A 19,711-nucleotide genomic window follows, 5' to 3' on the forward strand; every position below is an offset into this window, starting at 1 on the left:
ATTTATTTACGAAAATATTGGGTCAAAATTAACTTTACTTTCTGACAAACGAATATCCTCAACCAAATGGCCACTTTCGAAGCGCAATAGCTGATCAGCTAATTCAAAATATTTATCATCGTGTGTAATTACTAATACAAGTTTATTTTGACGTTTTAATTGCGGAATAATTTCAGTATAAAAAAGCTCTCTATATCTTGGGTCTTGGTCTGCTGCCCATTCGTCATATAAACAAATCGGACAATCTTCAATATACGACATAACTAACGCCAAGCGTTTCTTCTGGCCTTGAGACAAAGCCGTCGATGAGAAACACCCGTGATACGTAGAAACCTTATTATCCATCTCTAACTGTTGTAGAAACGGCACAATATCTTCGTCTTTTGCCAATTCACCATTTGGTGCAAGCACATGATTAAAAAGATGAAAATCTGAAAATATTGCTGAACATAATCCTTGATAACTCTGCAGTTCATCCACCTGACGTATTGGCTTATCATCCAAACTAATCGTACCGCTGGTGGCTTGATACAAGCCGAGCAGTAATTTAGCGAATGTGGATTTTCCACTGCCATTACCGCCAGTTAAATACACTGCTTCACCCCGTTTAAGTTGAGTTGTAATAGGCCCGACAGAAAAATGATAATCATCAAGACCGCTATTTTCATACTCAAAACAAAGTTGGCTTATTTTAATTTCATTCCACTGTTTTATATCAACTGTATTTGCATCATTCTGGATACGTATCGCAAAATTAGATGAATTATTTAAATCCAGATTTTCGATATTGCGATAAGAAGCAGAGAAATCACTCATTTGATTTAAAGATCCGACCACACTCTCCAGAGGATTAATCATATATAATATGGTTAATACAAAGCTAACTATCGTATTGAGTGATATTTCTGACCAATAATTAGCCGCCCCAAAGACAATCACACCAATCACAAAGAACACTAACGTTGATGCCATGCTATTTAACATCGTAAACAGCACTGAGACTTTAATACTGCGCTCTTTAATATCGGCGAAATTACGTAGCAAAATACTTTGGTAAACAAATTTGCGCCGTTTGGCATTAATGCTGAGTTCCTTCGCGCCATTAACAAGCGTCGTTAAACCATCAAACAGTTCATCTTCATGACCACGTAAGATACGGTAGTGGCGCAAACCGATTCCCAAGAACAGGCGAGCCAGTAACACAATGGCCGTGATCAGCACAAACACCACACTAAACAGTTGCCAAGAAAGAAAGACCAAATAGCCAAGACAAAGCAACACAGTAACAAAACTGTAGATGAAGCCCGGCATGATCAGCAGCCCATCAGAAAGCTTAGCTGCATCGGTTTTCATCGCGGCAAGGATACGATGTCCACCAAGGCGTTCTATGGTCGCATATTGAGTACAGAGTAAGCGTCTAGCTAACTCATCACGAAACTCATACACCACTTGAGCGCTCAATTTCGCCAGCAAGTAACGCGAACCCAACCCAAACAGCAGCACGCCCAGTACCGCAGAAACAAACAGAGCAAAATCATTCCAGTTGATGTGATGAGATTCACTGAGCGCCGCAAGCTGAGTAGTAATAATCTTCAACATCCCTAGGCCCGCTAACGCGCCCAAAATGCTGAAAAACGTTGCCGTTAAAATCGGCCATTTAAAACGTAATAAAATGGATTTAAACATCTTTAACCTCGGTGTTTATCCATAAGGTGCCATAAGGCAACCTCAATGATGGCAACGCTGCCCAGCACGCTGGGCAGCCATAAGCTCGCCTATAACGCAATCAGCTGAGCAAGTTGTTGAACGTAAGGCGCTTTTAACAAACGCACATGATTAGCAAGCGACTGTTCTATCTGAATAGTTGGGTGCCAAGTGAACCAACCCTGATGTTGTCCTTCGGTCGCTTCTTGAGAAAGCAGTAGCCCTATAGGTGCTTGGGGCTGACGTTCAGGCCAATAACTGGTACGAATATTGGTTGCAAAAACGCGGAATATCCCCTCTAAATGCTCAATTCTTGAGGTCGTAGGCATAACACGCTGAGCGATCAAACTCTGATGTACTCGGCGTAAACGCTCACGAAACGACAGTGACTCCAAAATTTCTGCCGACAAATGCAGTTCAACGCCCTGCATCTCAAACAGAGAAACCAATTTCATCATCGCCGCCACATCGGTGTACTCTTGCTGCTTCGGATTGGGTACGCGAGAATCTGCAATGGTCAGCGACGCAACAGCAATGCCCATCGCCTCTAACTGATTGACCAGTTCTAATGCCACCCAGCCACCAAACGAGTGACCCACGATATGCAGCGGTTGATCGCTAAGATGTTTTTGTAACGCGTGACAGTAGAATCTAGCGGCGGCTTCCACTGAGGCATGCGGAGCTTCTTTGCCCCACAAACCGCGCGGTTGCAGACCATAGATACTCACGTCATCGCCTAATTGTTGTGCTAAGTCCATAAAACTAAACACATTATCGCCAGCGCCTGGAATACAGAACACCTGAGCGCAATCGCCTTTACCGAGTTGCAATTTCACCACCGGATCATAGGTGTGATTCGACTGCGCATCTTTGTGATTGGCACGAGCCTGTATGGCTTGGCTAATCGCAGCACCAGTGGTTGCGACATAAGGCTCAGAAATGAGCAATTGGTGTTCTCCAGCTAATGGCATGACGCGAATTGCATCGCTAGGCAGTACCTGATCCCACGCCAGATAAGGATCGTGCAATCCTTGCTCTTCAACGGGGCGTTGCTGGGCAACAAATAGGTCGAGAACCACAGGTAAACTTGGTGCCTGATAATCTGCATGGAGCAAATCTCTTCGATGAATCAGCCAGTTATAATAATATTCTGCATTCCAATCCGCCGGTAAGATACCCATTTTTTGTGCCAGACAGAAATGGTCCTGCCATCGTTCACTTTCCGTCAGTAGCACACGAATGTCCTCGTCGCAGACTCCTGAATAAGTGCCGTTAACCACTTGATATTCGACAATCTCACGACTCATAAAGGCGATTTCTTGCTCAATATCGGCAAAGCGCATGCCTTGGTGATGATCTCGTTCAAACTGCGGCGCTATCGCCCAGCGGTCGATGATGCCCAAAAATTCAATCTGCTCATCTTGACCAATCAATTGAGCGGCAATTTCGTACGCCATGGTGCCGCCAAATGACCAACCCACTAGGCGATAGGGACCATGGGGCTGAGCTTGACGAATCGCGCGAACATAATGCTCTGCCACTTTTTGCACGGTTTTTAGCGACGGCTTGCGGCGATCTGGCGCGACCAGACCATAGACAGGGATCTGCTCATCAATATGAGCCGTTAGCAGCGGGCCATAGAGGGTTTCACCACTCGCTTCCGGCACGATAAACAGCGGAGTCTCATTGCCAGTATCACGAAATGCGATGGTTAAACGATCGCTACCCGCTGGGTTTTGGCTCGCTTGCTCTTGATGAGCCAGTCTCTGTGCTAATTCACTCATCACTGGCGTGCTAAACAAGGTCGCTAAATCGAGATTTAGCCCGCGCTGTTGCAACTGATTGACCAGTTTTACCGCCAATAAAGAGTGCCCGCCCAGTTCAAAGAAATTGTCGAAACGCCCCACCTGCGCAATGCCCAATAGCTCTTGCCACACAAGTGCTAGCATCAATTCCATCTCGGTTTGCGCTGCCACAAATTGCTGACGCACAAACGCCTCTTCCGCTGGCTCTGGCAACGCTTTGCGATCCATTTTGCCGTTTGGCGTCAGTGGAATCGTCTCAATTTGCATCAGTGCCGCTGGCACCATGTACTCTGGCAAACGCTCGCCCATCTGCGCTTTAATCGCTTCAATTGAAAGCACTTGCTCAGCAGTAAAGTAACCCACCAGCTGCTTGTTGGCACTGGTTCCACGAGCAATCACGACCGCTTCGAGCACATCCGCGCATCCTTTCAAGGCAGACGAAATTTCGCCCAGTTCAACACGGAAGCCGCGGATTTTCACTTGGTCATCGTTACGCCCTTGATACTCAATGGTGCCATCCGCCAGCCAGCGTCCAACGTCACCGGTTTTGTACATGGTGGCATTAGGATCTGTAACAAACGGGTCACGCACAAAACGCTCAGCGGTTAAGTCGTCACGGTTCAGGTAGCCACGCGCCACTTGCACGCCGCCGATAAAGATTTCACCTGCTACGCCCAGAGGCGCTGGTTGACCCTGGCTATCAAGAACATACATTCGCGTATTAGCAACCGATGAACCGATAGAGACTCTATCGCCGACTAAATCCCGCGGACAATGCCATTGGGTTACATCGACTGCCGCTTCGGTTGGGCCGTAAAGGTTATGCAGCTCAACATGAGGCAGTGTTTGGTAGGTGCGGCGAATGGTTTCAGCGGGAAGCGCTTCACCACTACAGAACATCAAACGCAGGCTTGGACAACGTGATTGTTCCGTGCCTTCCAAGAACATCTGCAGCATCGGTGGTACAAAGTGCAAAATCGACACATGACGACGTTCAATCAACTCACGCAGATAGCTTGGGTCTTTGTGACCTTCCGGTTTGGCCATCACTAACGTAGCTCCAACCCACAGCGGTGCGAAGAATTCCCACACCGACACATCAAAGCTAAATGGGGTTTTCTGTAAAATCACGTCATCACGGTTAAAGCCGTAGTCATCCACCATCCAGCTTAAACGGTTCACCACGCCGCGATGCTCGTTCATCACGCCTTTGGGTTTACCGGTCGAGCCTGAGGTGTAAATGATGTACGCCAAGTGACGCGATGTAAGTCCCAGCGCGTTAGGGTCGAGGTTCTGCTGTGACTCATTTGCCCACGGTAATTCACCCGCAAAATTAACCACTTGTACCGATGCTGGAATCGAACCTAGGCGGCTACGCAGTTCATTGGTGGTAATCAGCACCACCGGTTGGCTATCTTGCACCATGTATTCCAAGCGATCTTCTGGATAACCGGGATCCATCGGTACATACGCGCCACCGGCTTTTAAAATTGCGACTAACGCCACCACCAATTCGCTGCTGCGCTCAAGTGAAACCGCCACGCGGCTATCGGGACGAACGCCCAGCTTCACCAGCCAGTGAGCCAGTTGGTTAGCGTGCGCGTTTAGCTCAGCAAAGGTTAACTCGGTTGGCAGTGTAAAACCTTGCTCGCTCTGTACCGCCACTTGGTGCGGCAGACGAGCAACGGTCTCTTCAATGCGCCGCTGAATGCAAGTTTCGGTTGGGTAGGCTTTGTCGGTTTGGTTAAACCCTTCTAGCACCCACTCACGTTCTGTCTGCGCCAGCACTTGAATTGATTCAACAGGAGCGGATGTATCGGCAACCAGCTGTTCAAGCGCCGTGATCAGCATTTGTCCAACGCGCTGCGCGCCAACTGAGCGTTCAACGTGCACATCAAGAGAAAAGCCTGCACCAATATGATCGTTGATGTTCATGCTCACTGGATAGCTGGTGCGCTCTTCGCTGAAGATCACCTCACTAGCGAAAGAGGCATCGTTTTGCTCATCGGCAGCCGCTTGGTAACGGTAGTTAACCATGCTGCTAAAGAGCGGCGTTTTCGCCGGCAAACCACTGCATTGCTGCGCTAATGAGAGCGGTGCATGTTCATGTTCTAACAGCTCCGCCAAGGTTTGATGCGTCGCTTTAAGTGCGTGCGCGATACTTTGCCCTTGCAGGTGTAAGCGCACCGGTAAGGTATTTAAGAACATCCCCAAGGCTTTATCGGCCGATTCGCCCGCATTCATCCGGCCAAACAGTACCGTACCAAACACCACTTCATTGCGCCCCACCGCATGGGACAGCACGATACCCCACGCTAAGTGGAACAGAGAGGCGGCACTGATGTGCTGCTCGCTCACTAAAGCGCGAATACGCTGAGCCAAATCGTCGGGCAGCTCGATATGCTGCTGCGTCTCTTGGGCCAGATCCGCCTCAAGCAAACCAAACGGAGCGCATGGCTCATCGATATGGGCGAGTTCACGACGGAAATAAGCTTGATGCACTTCGTCTTCTTGCGCCATGCGCGTACGCGCCACAAACTGACGAAATGGTACAGAAGGAGTCAGTTGCTCTTCTTTGCCACTTAAGATCGCCATCACTTCAGCCACCATCAACTCTAGCGTTGTGTGGTCGTTACACAAATGGTGAATCAACAAGCAGAGTAACCAACGTCCATTGGCTTTATCTTCAACACGATAAGCTTGAATTAACGGCGCGTGATGCAAGTCCATCCGCGTAAATTCTGGAGCAAAGTGACGTTGCAGCGCCAGCGCCACATCCTCTTCACCATCGAGCACCAGGTCTTGAATCGTGATTTCAGCGCTACGCCATACCACTTGTACTGGCTCTTGCAGACCTTCCCAAGCCATTGCCGTACGTAAAATATCGTGACGCGCGACCACTTGATTCAGTGCGCTAACGAATTTTTCCAGTGACTCCTGCTGTGTAAACGCTTGAATAAAGCGACTGACATACGGGTCACCTTGGGTTGCCAACATATGGTGGAACAGCATCCCTTCTTGCAGTGGCGCGAGTGGGTAAATATCTTGAATATTGCTCATGCCGCCAGGCACCTGTTTAGCGATCTGATCGATCTCTTTTTGTGACAATGTCACTAATGGCAGCAGATCCGGCGTAATGTAATGGCAAGTCTGCGGAATCAAGTTCTCGGCGATGACCACTTGTTGGCACTGAGCCACCAAGCTTGTTGCTACGTCGGCCAATACTGGTTGACTAAAGAGCGCCTTGATTTTCAGCTCCCAACCTTGACGGCGCAAGTTTTCAATCAGTTGAATCGCCAGCAATGAGTGCCCGCCCAGTTCAAAGAAACTGTCAAAGCGCCCCACTTGTTCAATACCCAGCAGTTGTTGCCAAAGTGACGCCAATAAGTGCTCTTGCTCGCCTTGCGGCGCAACATAAACCCGGCGCACAAAGGCTTCTTCCGCTGGCTCTGGCAATGCTTTGCGATCCATTTTGCCGTTTGGCGTGAGTGGAATCGCCTCGATTTGCATCAGTGCCGCTGGCACCATGTACTCTGGCAAACGCTCGCCCATCTGCGCTTTAATCGCTTCAATTGAAAGCACTTGCTCCGAGGTAAAGTAACCCACCAGCTGCTTGTTGGCACTGGTGCCACGAGCAATCACCACGGCTTCGAGCACATCCGTGCATCCTTTCAGCGCAGAGGAAATCTCGCCAAGCTCAACACGGAAGCCGCGGATTTTCACTTGGTCGTCGTTACGCCCTTGATACTCAATGGTGCCATCAGCCAGCCAGCGTCCCACATCACCGGTTTTGTACATAGTGGCATTTTCATCAGCCACAAACGGGTCACACACAAAACGCTCCGCAGTTAAGTCGTCGCGGTTAAGATAGCCGCGCGCCACTTGCACGCCGCCGATAAAAATTTCCCCCGCTACGCCCAAAGGCGCAGGTTGACCTTGGCTATCAAGCACATACATGCGGGTATTAGCGACTGAGGAACCGATAGAGACTCTATCGCCGATTAAATCCCGCGGACAATGCCATTGGGTCACATCGACCGCCGCTTCGGTTGGGCCATAAAGATTATGCAGCTCAACATGAGGCAGTGTTTGGTAGGTGCGGCGAATGGTTTCAGCAGGTAACGCCTCACCACTACAGAACATCAAACGCAGGCTTGGACAACGGGGATGTTCCGTGCCTTCCAAGAACATCTGCAGCATCGGTGGTACAAAGTGCAAAATCGACACATGGCGACGTTCAATCAACTCACGCAGATAGCTTGGGTCTTTATGCCCTTCCGGTTTGGCCATCACTAACGTGGCACCTACCCACAGCGGTGCAAAGAATTCCCACACCGACACATCAAAGCTAAATGGGGTTTTCTGCAAAATCACGTCATCGCAATTAAAACCGTAATCATCCACCATCCAACTTAAACGGTTTACCACACCGCAATGTTCGTTCATCACGCCTTTGGGTTTACCGGTCGAGCCTGAGGTGTAAATGATGTACGCCAAGTGACGGGACGTAAGTCCCAGCGCGTTAGGGTCGAGGTTCTGCGTCGATTCACTCGCCCACGGTAATTCCCCTGCGAAATTCACTACTTGGACAGATGCTGGAATCGCCCCCACACGGCTGCGCAGTTCATTGGTGGTAATCAGCACCACCGGTTGGCTATCTTGCACCATGTATTCCAAGCGATCTTCGGGATAACCGGGATCCATCGGTACATACGCGCCACCGGCTTTTAAAATCGCCACGAGTGCCACCACCAATTCGCTGCTGCGTTCGAGTGAAACCGCTACACGGCTATCGGGACGAACGCCCTGTTTCACCAGCCAATGAGCCAATTGGTTAGCGTGTGCGTTTAGCTCAGCAAAGGTGAGTTCAGTTGGCAGCGTAAAACCTTGCTCGCTCTGCACCGCCACTTGGTGCGGCAGACGAGCAACGGTCTCTTCAATGCGCTGCTGAATGCAGGTCTCGGTTGGGTAGGCTTTTTCGGTTTGATTAAAACCTTCGAGCACGGTGTGCTTTTCTTGCTCATCAATCAGCAGCATCTTAGCCACGGTGAGATGTTCACTATCGGCCACTAGTGCATGCAATAAACGCTGCCAACATGCGACATAACGCTCGATCGTGGCACGAGTAAAGAGCGAGGTCGCAAAGTTCAAGAAGCCGCTAATTTCACCCTCGTGCTCATTAAGCATTAAGCTCAAATCAAATTGCGCACTGCGCAGGTCGCTATCGATTGGGGTAACCGTCAGCCCCGGCAGATCAAACTCGCTGCGCGGAAGGTTTTGCAAGCCAAACATCACCTGAAAAATCGGGTTATGCGCCAAACTACGACTTGGTGCGACCGCTTCCACCACTTGTTCAAACGGCAGATCTTGATAATCTTGCGCGCCCACCAAAGTAGCTTTGACTTGGGCAATCACATCGCTGGCAGTGAGGCTATCAGCCACATTGACGCGAATCGCTTGAGTATTAGCAAACATGCCAATCAAAGGCTCCACTTCGGTGCGAGTTCGTCCCGCAACAGGCGTGCCAATCACCACATCATCTTGATTGGCCAGTCTGCCCATTAAGGCAGCCCAACTTGCCATCAAGGTCATAAACAGGGTTGCGCCATGGCGTTTTGCCACATTGTGCAGCCCTTGAGTGAGTTGTGCATCTAACTGCACGGCCACATGGTCGCCTTGGTATTGCTGCTGCATAGGACGAACGAAATCGCTTGGCAGAGTTAAACACTCCGGCGCACCACTCAATTGCGCCACCCAATACTCTTGCTGCGCAGTCAGCTGTTCACCACTCAAATAGTGTTGCTGCCACAAGGCAAAATCCGTGTACTGAATTGCCAGTGGCGCTAGTGCTGCCACCTGTCCACGCAGGTGCGCCTGATAACCTTGGGTCAATTCCGAAATCAAAATGCCCATCGACCAGCCATCGGCAATCACATGGTGTATCGCAATAAAGAGATGATGTTCTTGGTCACTCACTTTGGCTAATTGCGCTGCGACCAAATGCCCTTTATTAAGGTCAAAGTGAGGATTAAACGTGACATTGTCACCTTGCTCCACCACCAGCAAAGGAAACTCTCCTGCCAGCGGATCAACCACTTGCACGGCCTTGCCATCACGATAGTCAATACGAGTACGCAAAGTGCCGTGACGCTGCATAATATCGTTCAGAGCTTGACGTAATGCCATCATGCTCAGGTTACCCACCAAACGTACTCCACCGGAAATGGTGTAAGCCGCTTGCGACTCTGGCTCCATTTGCGCAAGGAACCACAACCGCTGCTGAGCTAATGAGAGCGGAATATCACCCTCATGTGCTGCAGTGAGTGGGCGAAGTGCTAACGAAGTAGCCTCTTGCAATTGATGATTACTGAGCGCCAGTTCGCTCGCTAACGCACTTAATTGGGGATGCGCAAACAGCGTGGTCAACGACAACTCCAACCCAAGCTCACTGCGAATGCGCGCCGCCAATTGCGTCGCCATTAACGAATGGCCACCCAATTCAAAGAAGTTATCCTCACGGCCCACTTGCTCAACACCGAGTAGCACGCTCCAAATCGCAGCCAGTTGACATTCCAGTTCCCCTTGCGGCGCACTGTAGGCGCGGCGCACAAACGCAGAATCGTCCGGTTTAGGCAGCGCTCTTTTATCTATTTTGCCGTTGGCAGTCAGTGGCATGGTGTCGAGTGCGACAAAGGCTGCCGGCACCATGTAATCGGGTAACACCTCATCCAAGGCGCTGCGCAACTCATCAATGTCGAGCTGGCGAGCGCCATCGCCATTGTTAGCAGTAAAGTACGCTACTAGGCGTTGCTGTTGACCGTCGCTTCGCGCCACGACGACCGCTTCTTCAATACTCTGTTGCTGCTGCAATACGGCTGCAATTTCACCCAGTTCAATCCTAAAACCACGGATTTTCACTTGGTCATCGTTACGACCAAGAAATTCAAGCGTGCCATCTTGGTTCCAACGTGCAAGGTCGCCACTGCGATACATGCGGGCATTGGGTTTATCGCTAAATGGATCGACAACAAAGCGCTCGTTAGTCATGTCGGGGCGATTGACATAGCCGCGCGCCACGCCAGCGCCACCAATGTAGATTTCGCCCACCACTCCACGCGGCACCAATTGACCATAAGCATCCAGTAAATAGACGCTGGTATTGGTGAGCGGACGGCCAATTGGCAAACTGCTCTGCTGCGCAGATATCAGGCCAGAGGTGGCAACCACGGTCGTCTCGGTTGGACCATAGTTATTAAACAGCGAATAGGTCGCACTGGCTGGAGCAAGGCGATTAAGCTTGTCCCCGCCAACGAGCAGCGCACGTAATTTTTGAGGTTGAACCTCGCGAGCGAACGCCAACTCAGCAATCGGCGTCGATAAAAAGCCCACTTCAATGGGCTGTGCCTGCCACCAGGTCAGCAGCGCTTCTGGATCTTTCGAGACCGCGAGCGTTGGCATCGTAATGCACGCCCCTGCCGTCAATGATGGCCAAATTTCCCATACCGCAGCATCAAAGCCCATACCAGCTAAGGCAGATGTGCAGGTGCCAGCGCCGACTTGGAACGTCTCTTGGTGCCATTCGATCAAATTATTGAGCTGACCATGTTCAACCATGACCCCTTTCGGTAACCCAGTCGAACCAGAGGTATAAATGATGTAGGCCAAATTATTTGGCGTTAAACCTTCAACGCTCAGATTCTCTTTGCTCGCATGTTGCCAAAGCGCGGCGTCAGTCGTGACATTAACCACTTTGCCGCTAAAGCGCTGTTCCGCATCAGATGCCTGTGCATTGGTAGTCAGCATCTGCGTGATATCCACATAGCCATCGCTCAGCACCAACTGTGGCTGGCTGTCACTGAGCATGTAAGCGATACGCTCTGCCGGATAAGCTGGATCCATCGGCACATAACCTGCGCCCGCTTTGAGTGTCGCGAGCATCGCAACAATCCACTCACAACTGCGGTCAAAGCAGAGTGCCACGCGGCTTTCGCTGCCAACACCTTGTTGAACCATCCAGTGCGCAAGCTGATTGGCGCGCGTGTTCAAATCACCGTAAGTGAGATGGTCATTGTCGGTCATTACCGCAACCGAATCAGGCGATTGGTACGCGTAACATTCCACCTTTTGATGAATCAGTTGCGCGTTTTGTAAAGGGCGAGACAGTGGATTGAGATCACTAAGTAACTGCTGCTTTTCGTTTGCAGAAATAATGGTTAAAGATTGCACTGGCGCAGTAGCGTCGCTTACCATCGCCACCAAAAGCGCTTGCCAATAACCAACCAAACGCTGGGCGGTTTCTGGCGTAAAGAGCGCGCTAGCAAAGCTAAGTTGACCGACTATTTGATCGTCCTGCTCGCTCACTACTAAGCTTAAATCGAACTTCACGGTCGTAACCGGTTGTGCCAATTCACTGATGGTTAAGCCAGGCAAAGTCACTTGCGCTTGCGGCAAGTTTTGCAGGGCAAACATCACTTGGAAAATAGGGCTATGCGCTAACGAGCGCTGAGGTGCAATCGCCTCAACCACTTTTTCAAATGGCAACTCTTGATGGCTTTGCGCCGCCACGGTGGTGGCTTTCACTTGCGCAAGCAGCTCTGCTGCTGTTACAGGCTGAGAAAGATCAACACGCATCGCTTGCGAGTTAACAAACATACCCATCAAAGGCTCGGTTTCTTCGCGCATACGGCCGGCAATTGGTGAGCCGACCACAATGTCATCTTGTCCAGAAAGGCGGGCTAACAGCGCTGACCAACTCGCCAGTAGCGTCATGTATAAGGTGCAACCTTGCGCCTGCGCCAAAGATTTGATGGCGTGGGTTAACTGGCTATCGAGCGCCACATCAACCACCTCACCTTGATAATTTTGCACTGCGGGACGAGGAAAATCGGTCGGTAGAGATAAGCAATCCGGAATGCCCGCAAGCTGGTTTTGCCAATAAGCTTGCTGCTCCGCTAACGCATCTTGACGCGACTCTCGTTGCCACAAAGCAAAGTCACCATATTCAATCGCAAGTGGCGCCAGTTGCGGCGCTTGATTCATTACCAGTGCGCGATAACACTCATTCAGTTCACCGGTAAAAATGCTCATCGACCAACCATCGGAGATGATGTGATGCATCGCGATCTGCAGCCAATGCTCATCTTGTGCGTGCTCATCTTGCTCAATCGTGACTAAACGCGCCGCCACTAATGGCCCCTGCTCCAAATCGAATTTTGGGGCAAACGGCGTCGCTAACGCCGCTGCACGACTCATTTGGATTTGCGTCATTGGAAACTGACGCAACTGCGTATCGATTTTTTGCAGCGGCGTGCCATCGCATGTTTCGATGCGGGTTCTTAAAGCACTATGGCGAATTAGCACCTGATCGAGCGCTGCTTGCAGCGCTCCTTTATCCAACTCACCTTGCAGGCGAATGCCGCCTTCAATTAGGTAGGCACTGTCGCTGGCATCGCCCATTTGTGCCAAAAACCACAAACGCTGCTGCGCCATAGACAAAGGATAGGTATCCAAGTGTGCAGGAGCGATAGCATTTTCTTGCTCCAGTTCCATTTCGGCTCCTTGGCTTTCTAATTGCTCAAGCAGCGCCATCATCTCTTCTGGTGTGAGGTTCTCAAGATCAAAATCGGTCATATCAGCCATTGATTTTCCCCTTAAACAATTTTTGTGCCGCAGAAGCCAGATCCTTCTGCTTAAAGGCAGATAACTTAATCAGTGCCATACGTGTTGCGAGTGCTTTTAATGTTGGATGGTCAAAAAGATCCGCGATCGTCAGTGGGATCGCAGTTTGGGTTTTCACGCGAGAAATCAGTTGAACCGCCAGTAAAGAGTGGCCGCCCAGTTCAAAGAAATGGTCATCACGCCCTACTTGTGGCGTCGCCAGCAACTCACACCAAATGGCGGCTAACTGCTGCTCTAACGCCCCTTTCGGTGCTTGATATTCATGGTGTGCCAACGCATTATCGTCTGGCTCAGGTAAGGCTTTGCGATCGACCTTGCCATTCGCCGTCAGCGGCAACTGGCTAAGCTCAACAAAAGCACTTGGCACCATATAAGCAGGCAGATGCTGTTGCAGCGCCACTTTCAGTTGATTGCTGGTCAGCGCTTGGTGTGGCGTTTTGGTGAAATAGGCAATCAAACGTTTGTTGGCGGCGCTTTCACCTTGGGCAATCACAATCGCATCATCGATTTCAGGCAAGGCTTGCAGCGCTGCTTCAATCTCACCCAATTCAATACGATAGCCACGAATCTTGACCTGAAAATCGTTACGGCCAAGAAACTCTATCGTGCCATCAGCTAAGCGTCGGCCCAAATCGCCACTGCGATACATGCGCGCGCCCGGTTGTTGGCTAAATGGATTCAACAAGAAGCGTTGCTTAGTCAGCTCCGGCTGGCCTAAATATTCCAACGCTACCCCTTCACCCGCGATGACAATCTCACCCACACTACCCATTGGCACTGGATTTTGGTGCTCATCCAGCAGATACACTTGGGTATTGCCAATCGGTTTGCCTAGCGGAATTGAACGGTTTACATCGGTAACTTGCGTGATCTCATGAGTGAGCGCAAAGGTCGTTGTTTCTGTTGGACCGTATCCGTTAAGCAGGTGTTTTGGCGCATGTTGAGTCAGTACGTCGCGAATGGTGTGCGGATCAAGCACATCACCACCGACCATCAAATAGCGCAGTTGAGCAAACGCTTTGCCTAGAGCGCTGGCGTATTGATTAAACAGCCCAACGGTTAGCCACAAGACCGATACTCCTTGTTCGACCAAATGATCAGCCAGTGCATCAGGATTAAGCAGTCGCTCTTTACTGATCACCACAACCGCCGCCCCATTGAGCAGTGGTCCCCAAATCTCCATGGTGGTGGCATCAAATGCTGGGTTAGCAGCTAACGCGACGCGGTCATGGCTACTGAATTCCAAATAACCATTGTTAAGCACCAAACGGCTAATGGCGCGGTGCGGCACAACCACCCCTTTCGGCTGCCCGGTCGAACCTGAGGTGTACATGATATAGGCTGGCGCATCGCCACTGATGGCCGTTGCTACGTTGGCAAAATTGCCCGCACTTTGGGCACTCAGTTGACGACTGACCACCAGATGATCGATGGCTAATTCAGCAGAAGGCAACGGCTGCGTTTTGTCGGCGGGTTGTTCTGCGACCAACAACAATCGTGCGCGGCTATCGCTCACGATAAACTGCTGACGATCCAATGGCGCATTGATGTCCATCGGCACATACACCGCGCCACATTTGACGATAGCCAGCTCGGCAATCACCAATTCAATCGAACGCTCCATACACACTGCCACGGTATCGCCAGAGTGGATACCACGTTGCAACAAGCGATGGGCCAGTTGGTTGGCAAGCACATTCAGGGTTTGATAGGTAAGACGCGTCTCCTCTTCCACCAGCGCAATCGCATCGGGATAACGATTCGCTACGTTTTCAAACCGCTGTGCAATGGAAATCGCGCGGCCAAACTCATGAGTGGTTTGATTGTATTGATAAAGCACCTGTTCGCGCTCAACACTATCCAACATCGGCAAAGCGGTGATTGGCGTATGCGGCGCGGCAAGCATACCTTGCAGCACGGTTTGCCAATAACCAATCAAACGTTCAATGCGCGCAGGGGCAAACAGTGCCGTGGCGTAGTTGAGCTGACCACGCAGTTCTCCTTGCTCTTCACTCACCAGCAGGCTCAAATCACACTGCGCGGTCGTGACGGGTTCATTGAGTACGTCCAGGGTTAGCCCTTTTAGCACAGCACTGGCTTGCGGCATATTTTGCAAGGCAAACATCACTTGGTAGATCGGGCTATGGGCTGGGTTACGCTCTGGAGCCACCGCTTCAACCATTCGCTCAAACGGCAAATCTTGATGCTCTTGCGCATTAAGTGCAGTGGCTTTAACTTGGGCAAGTAACTGCTGCGTGGTGATGGCGCTATCGATGGCCACACACATAGGCTGAGTGTTGACAAACATCCCTAGCAGCGCTTCGGTTTGCGCCGAGCTACGCCCAGCAATAGGCGTACCGATAATCACTTCATCTTGATGCGCCACGCGTGCCATGACCGTTGACCATGCCGACAACAGCACCATGTACAAGGTGCAACCTTGCTCGCGGGCAAATTGGTTAAGACGTGCCGTCAGTGCTGCATCCAGTACCACTGGGCGACTCGCGCCAGCAAAATCTTGTTTTTCTGGACGCGGATGATCGGTTGGCAGATCAAGATAGTGCGGATAGGCAGCGAGCTGTTTTACCCAATAGGCTTGCTGCTGCGCTAACGTCTCTTGCATGGCATCGCTGTGCTGCCATGCGGCAAAATCGCCATAGTTAATCGTCAGTTCTGGTAGGTTAGCCGTCTGATGCTGCACATGCGCTGCATATAAGGCACTCAATTCCGCAATGAAGTTCGCCATTGACCAACCATCGGCGATGATGTGATGCATCGCAATACGCAGTTCGTGGTGTGTCGCATCTAGAGCGCACAGCTGCGCGGCCACCAAATGTCCGGTGGCCAAATCAAAACGAGGGGCAAACTCAGCGCGGCCCTGAGTGATGATCAGCGGGAACGTTTGACGCTGCGTGTCCACTTCTTGATACGCCACACCGGAAACTGAGCTAAAGCGTGTACGCAAACTATCATGACGCAGGTAAAGGGCATTTAATGCCGCTTCGAGCGCAGCAATATCAAGCTGACCCTTAATAGCGACGCCGCTTTTAATCACATAGGCGGCACTAATGGTGGCATCCATTTCACACAAGAACCAAATGCGTTGCTGAGCCAGTGACAATGGCGCACGGCTCTGATCAGCGCGCGGCGTGATCACTTCGCTGCCACCAGCTTGTGTCCGTGTTGTTGATTCAGTCACATCCAACTGCAGAGCAGTAACCAAATCACTGAGGACCGGATGTTCGAACAAGGCGCTAAGACCAATCTCTAATCCGTGCAAGCTACGTGCACGGTGCGTCATTTGCACTGCCAGCAGTGAATGACCGCCAAGTTCAAAGAAGTTATCGCTGCGCCCGACTTGGGCCACGTGCAATAGCTCACTCCACAGATCCGCCAGTGCTTGTTCCGCTTTGCCCTGTGGTGCTTGATACGCATGACGCACCAGCCCACCTTCGCTAGGCTCAGGCAAGGCGCGGCGATCCAGTTTGCCATTGCTGGTCAGCGGTAAACGCTCTAATGCCATCCAAGCTGCTGGCACCATGTAATTCGGTACTACGCTGGCAACGTGATCGCGCAGCGCTTCAATCTCAATATCATCACCAACAAAATAGGCCACCAAACGCTGGTCACCATTGGCGGTTTTTTGCGCCACGACTGCCGCATCGCGAATGTCACCAAAGCCACGAACACAGGCTTCAATTTCGCCCAACTCGATCCGAAAACCGCGGATTTTTACTTGATCGTCGTTACGGCCAAGATACTCAATCGAACCATCGGCTAACCAACGCCCTAAGTCACCGGATTTGTACATGCGGGTAAGGCCATCGTTCACAAACGGATCAAGCAGAAAACGTTCTGCTGTTAACTCAGCGCGATTAAGATAACCGCGCGCCACCCCAGCGCCACTCACATACAACTCACCGGTTACCCCAACAGGTACAGGCTGTTGATGCTCATCCAATAGGTACAAACGCAGATCTTTTAGGCCGCGTCCGATGGGGCTTGCGCCAGTGCGCTGAACATCGTCGGCTGAAAGCGGATAGTACGTGGTATGCACCGTAGTTTCGGTAATGCCGTACATATTGACCAGTTGCGTTGCCCCATTATCAGAGCGAGCATACCAAGGGGCTAAGGCAGAAAGCTCCAAGGCTTCCCCACCAAAAATTACGTAACGCAGCGCATGCTGTGCATCGCTTGGGGCAAACTGCTGCTGTGCGCTAATCAGTTGACGAAACGCACTTGGCGTTTGGTTCAGCACGGTCACTTTTTCGGCACACAACAGTTGATAGAAGGCTTCAGGTGCTCGGGAAATGAGATGCGGTACCACCACCAAACGACCACCAAACAGCAGCGCGCCCCAAATTTCCCACACCGAGAAATCAAACGCATAAGAGTGAAACAGCGTCCACACATCGTGCTCGTTAAATTGATAATCCGCTTGGGTTGCTTCCATCAAGCGCAGCACATTGTGATGTTCAACCATCACGCCCTTCGGTTTACCCGTTGAGCCGGATGTGTAGATGATGTACGCCATGTGCTCAGTCGTCAGCCCCATCGCCTCTGCATCGACGTTAGCTTGAGATTCTTGTTGCCATTGCGGCTTATCAAGCAGAGCTAAAGTAGCGTCTTTTGGCAGTTCGCCAAGTTTGTCGATGAGTGCTGTGGTTGTGATCACCACCTGCGGCGCGGAATCTTGCAATGAGTAGTCCAAACGCTCTTTGGGATAGTTCGGATCAAGCGGGACGTATGCGCCACCGGCTTTCAATGTGGCTAGAATCGCGACCAGTAATTGCTCACTGCGATCGAGGGCAATCGCCACGCGGCTATCTGGACGAACACCCTGTTTTTGTAACCAGTGCGCCAGTTGGTTAGCACTGGCATTAAGCTGCCCATAGCTCAAATGAGACTCACCAAAACTGACTGCAATACGTTGTCCATAGCGAGCTACGCACTGCTCAAAACGCTGATGAATCAGTTGGTTAACCGGTAGAATCTGCTGATTTTGGTTGAACGTTTGCGTTACCAATTCTCGTTCACTGGCGCTGAGCCAATTAACCGCATCGACCGCTTGTTGGTCATTTGCCATCCATTCATTCAGCAGTTGACGCCAACACGCCAGATAACGCGCCATGGTGTCTGGGCGAAATAGCGCAGCAGCAAAACGTAAATCCCCTTCGATGCAGCCGTTATTCCAACCAAGAGAGAGAGAAAGGTCAAACTGAGCCTGAGTCTGCTCGCCATGAATATCAAACACCTTGGTGCGTAGATCACCCAATTGCAATTGCGCTGAGTTGGCATCATGCCAAGCGAACATCACTTGAAACAGGGGGGGGTAAGCCAGTGAGCGGTTCGGTTTTAGCTGCTCAACCACCTGATCAAATGGCAAATCTTGATTGGCCTGTGCTGCGATATTGCGTGCTTTCACTTGCGCCAAATAGTCACTAACGCTTTGTCCCTGCGGATGGGCAATGCGCAGCGCTAACGTGTTGGCGAAAAAGCCAATTAAGCCTTCCGTTTCGCGGCGCGAACGGTTAGCAATCGGCGAGCCAATCACCACCTCTTCTTGCCCAGACAAACGCGACAACAGGGATGCCCAAGCTGCCAGCATAACCATGTAATCGGTCATGCCGTGGCGCTGGCTAAACTGATGCAGTTGCGCGGAAAACTCAGCATCAAACACCACTGGCAAACGACCACCTTGGTAGCTCTGTTTTTCTGGACGAGGAAAATCGGTCGCAAGCAACAGTTGCTCTGGCGCCTCCGTTAAGGTGTCACGCCAAAATTCACTCTGTTTCTGTGCTGCCGCACTTTGTAACCATTCACGTTGCCATACCGCATAGTCCGCGTACTGACACGCCAGTTCCGGTAAGGCTTGGTGGTCGGTGTTGCTTGTCGCTGCTTGCGCATAGAGAGCGCTCAACTCTTGAAAGACAATGCCCAACGACCAACCATCGGCAATCGCGTGGTGCATGCACAAAAACAGCACAGGGTCGCCAGTCGGTGTGGATAACAAGGCGGCGCGAATCAAACGCCCATGCTGTAAATCAAACGGTTGCTGTTCGAGGCGGGCAATCTCATCTAATAGCGCTTGCTCATCCGCGCAATAGAGCCGCTCAAACGGCATACCACTGTCGCTTGGCAAAATATGCTGAACCGGCGCTTCACCCTGTTCAGGGAATTGGGTGCGCAGCACTTCGTGGCGCGCGACCAGTTGGTTCAGCGCTTGGCTGAACGCCGCTTCGTTAAGTGCGCCTTGCACAGTAACTGCGCCACTGATGTGGTAAGCCGACGAAGCGGCTGGGTTCAGTTTTTCAATAAACCACAATCGCTGCTGTGAGAATGAGAGCGGTAACGCTTGCTCGCGACTGACGGCAGTAATGGTTTGTCCTAAGGTGCTTTGGTCGGTTGAGGATGGCGTTTTTTTACCAGCGACAGCGCGTTTTTGCATCATCTGCATCAACGCGGCTAGTTTCTTATCTTGAGGAGTATTCATATTTGTTATTCAGGGGGCTTGCGCCCCCTTT

General features: G+C 51.1%; 3 protein-coding genes. All 3 read right to left on the reverse strand.

What is annotated here, in order from left to right:
* Positions 1-6: 6 nt before the first annotated feature.
* Positions 7-1,686, reverse strand: coding sequence for a cyclic peptide export ABC transporter (locus tag JCM16456_RS07980; RefSeq protein WP_068713713.1), 1,680 nt, complete (start codon positions 1,684-1,686; stop codon positions 7-9).
* A gap of 89 nt (positions 1,687-1,775) precedes the next feature.
* Complete coding sequence (locus JCM16456_RS07985) at positions 1,776-13,148, reverse strand: non-ribosomal peptide synthetase (protein WP_068713714.1); 11,373 nt, start codon at positions 13,146-13,148, stop codon at positions 1,776-1,778.
* Positions 13,141-19,680: a non-ribosomal peptide synthetase gene (locus JCM16456_RS07990; RefSeq protein WP_068713715.1), complete on the reverse strand. Its 6,540-nt coding sequence runs from the start codon at positions 19,678-19,680 to the stop codon at positions 13,141-13,143. Before JCM16456_RS07990 ends, JCM16456_RS07985 begins: the two co-directional genes overlap by 8 nt.
* Positions 19,681-19,711: the final 31 nt, after the last annotated feature.

The sequence above is a fragment of the Vibrio tritonius genome (genome assembly GCF_001547935.1).
GTDB classification, from domain to species: Bacteria; Pseudomonadota; Gammaproteobacteria; order Enterobacterales; family Vibrionaceae; genus Vibrio; species Vibrio tritonius.

Coding starts and splice junctions, on each gene's coding strand:
- JCM16456_RS07985 (WP_068713714.1), bottom strand. CDS start 13,148: ATGGCTGATATGACCGATTTTGATCTTGAGAACCTCACACCAGAAGAG.
- JCM16456_RS07990 (WP_068713715.1), bottom strand. CDS start 19,680: ATGAATACTCCTCAAGATAAGAAACTAGCCGCGTTGATGCAGATGATG.
- JCM16456_RS07980 (WP_068713713.1), bottom strand. CDS start 1,686: ATGTTTAAATCCATTTTATTACGTTTTAAATGGCCGATTTTAACGGCA.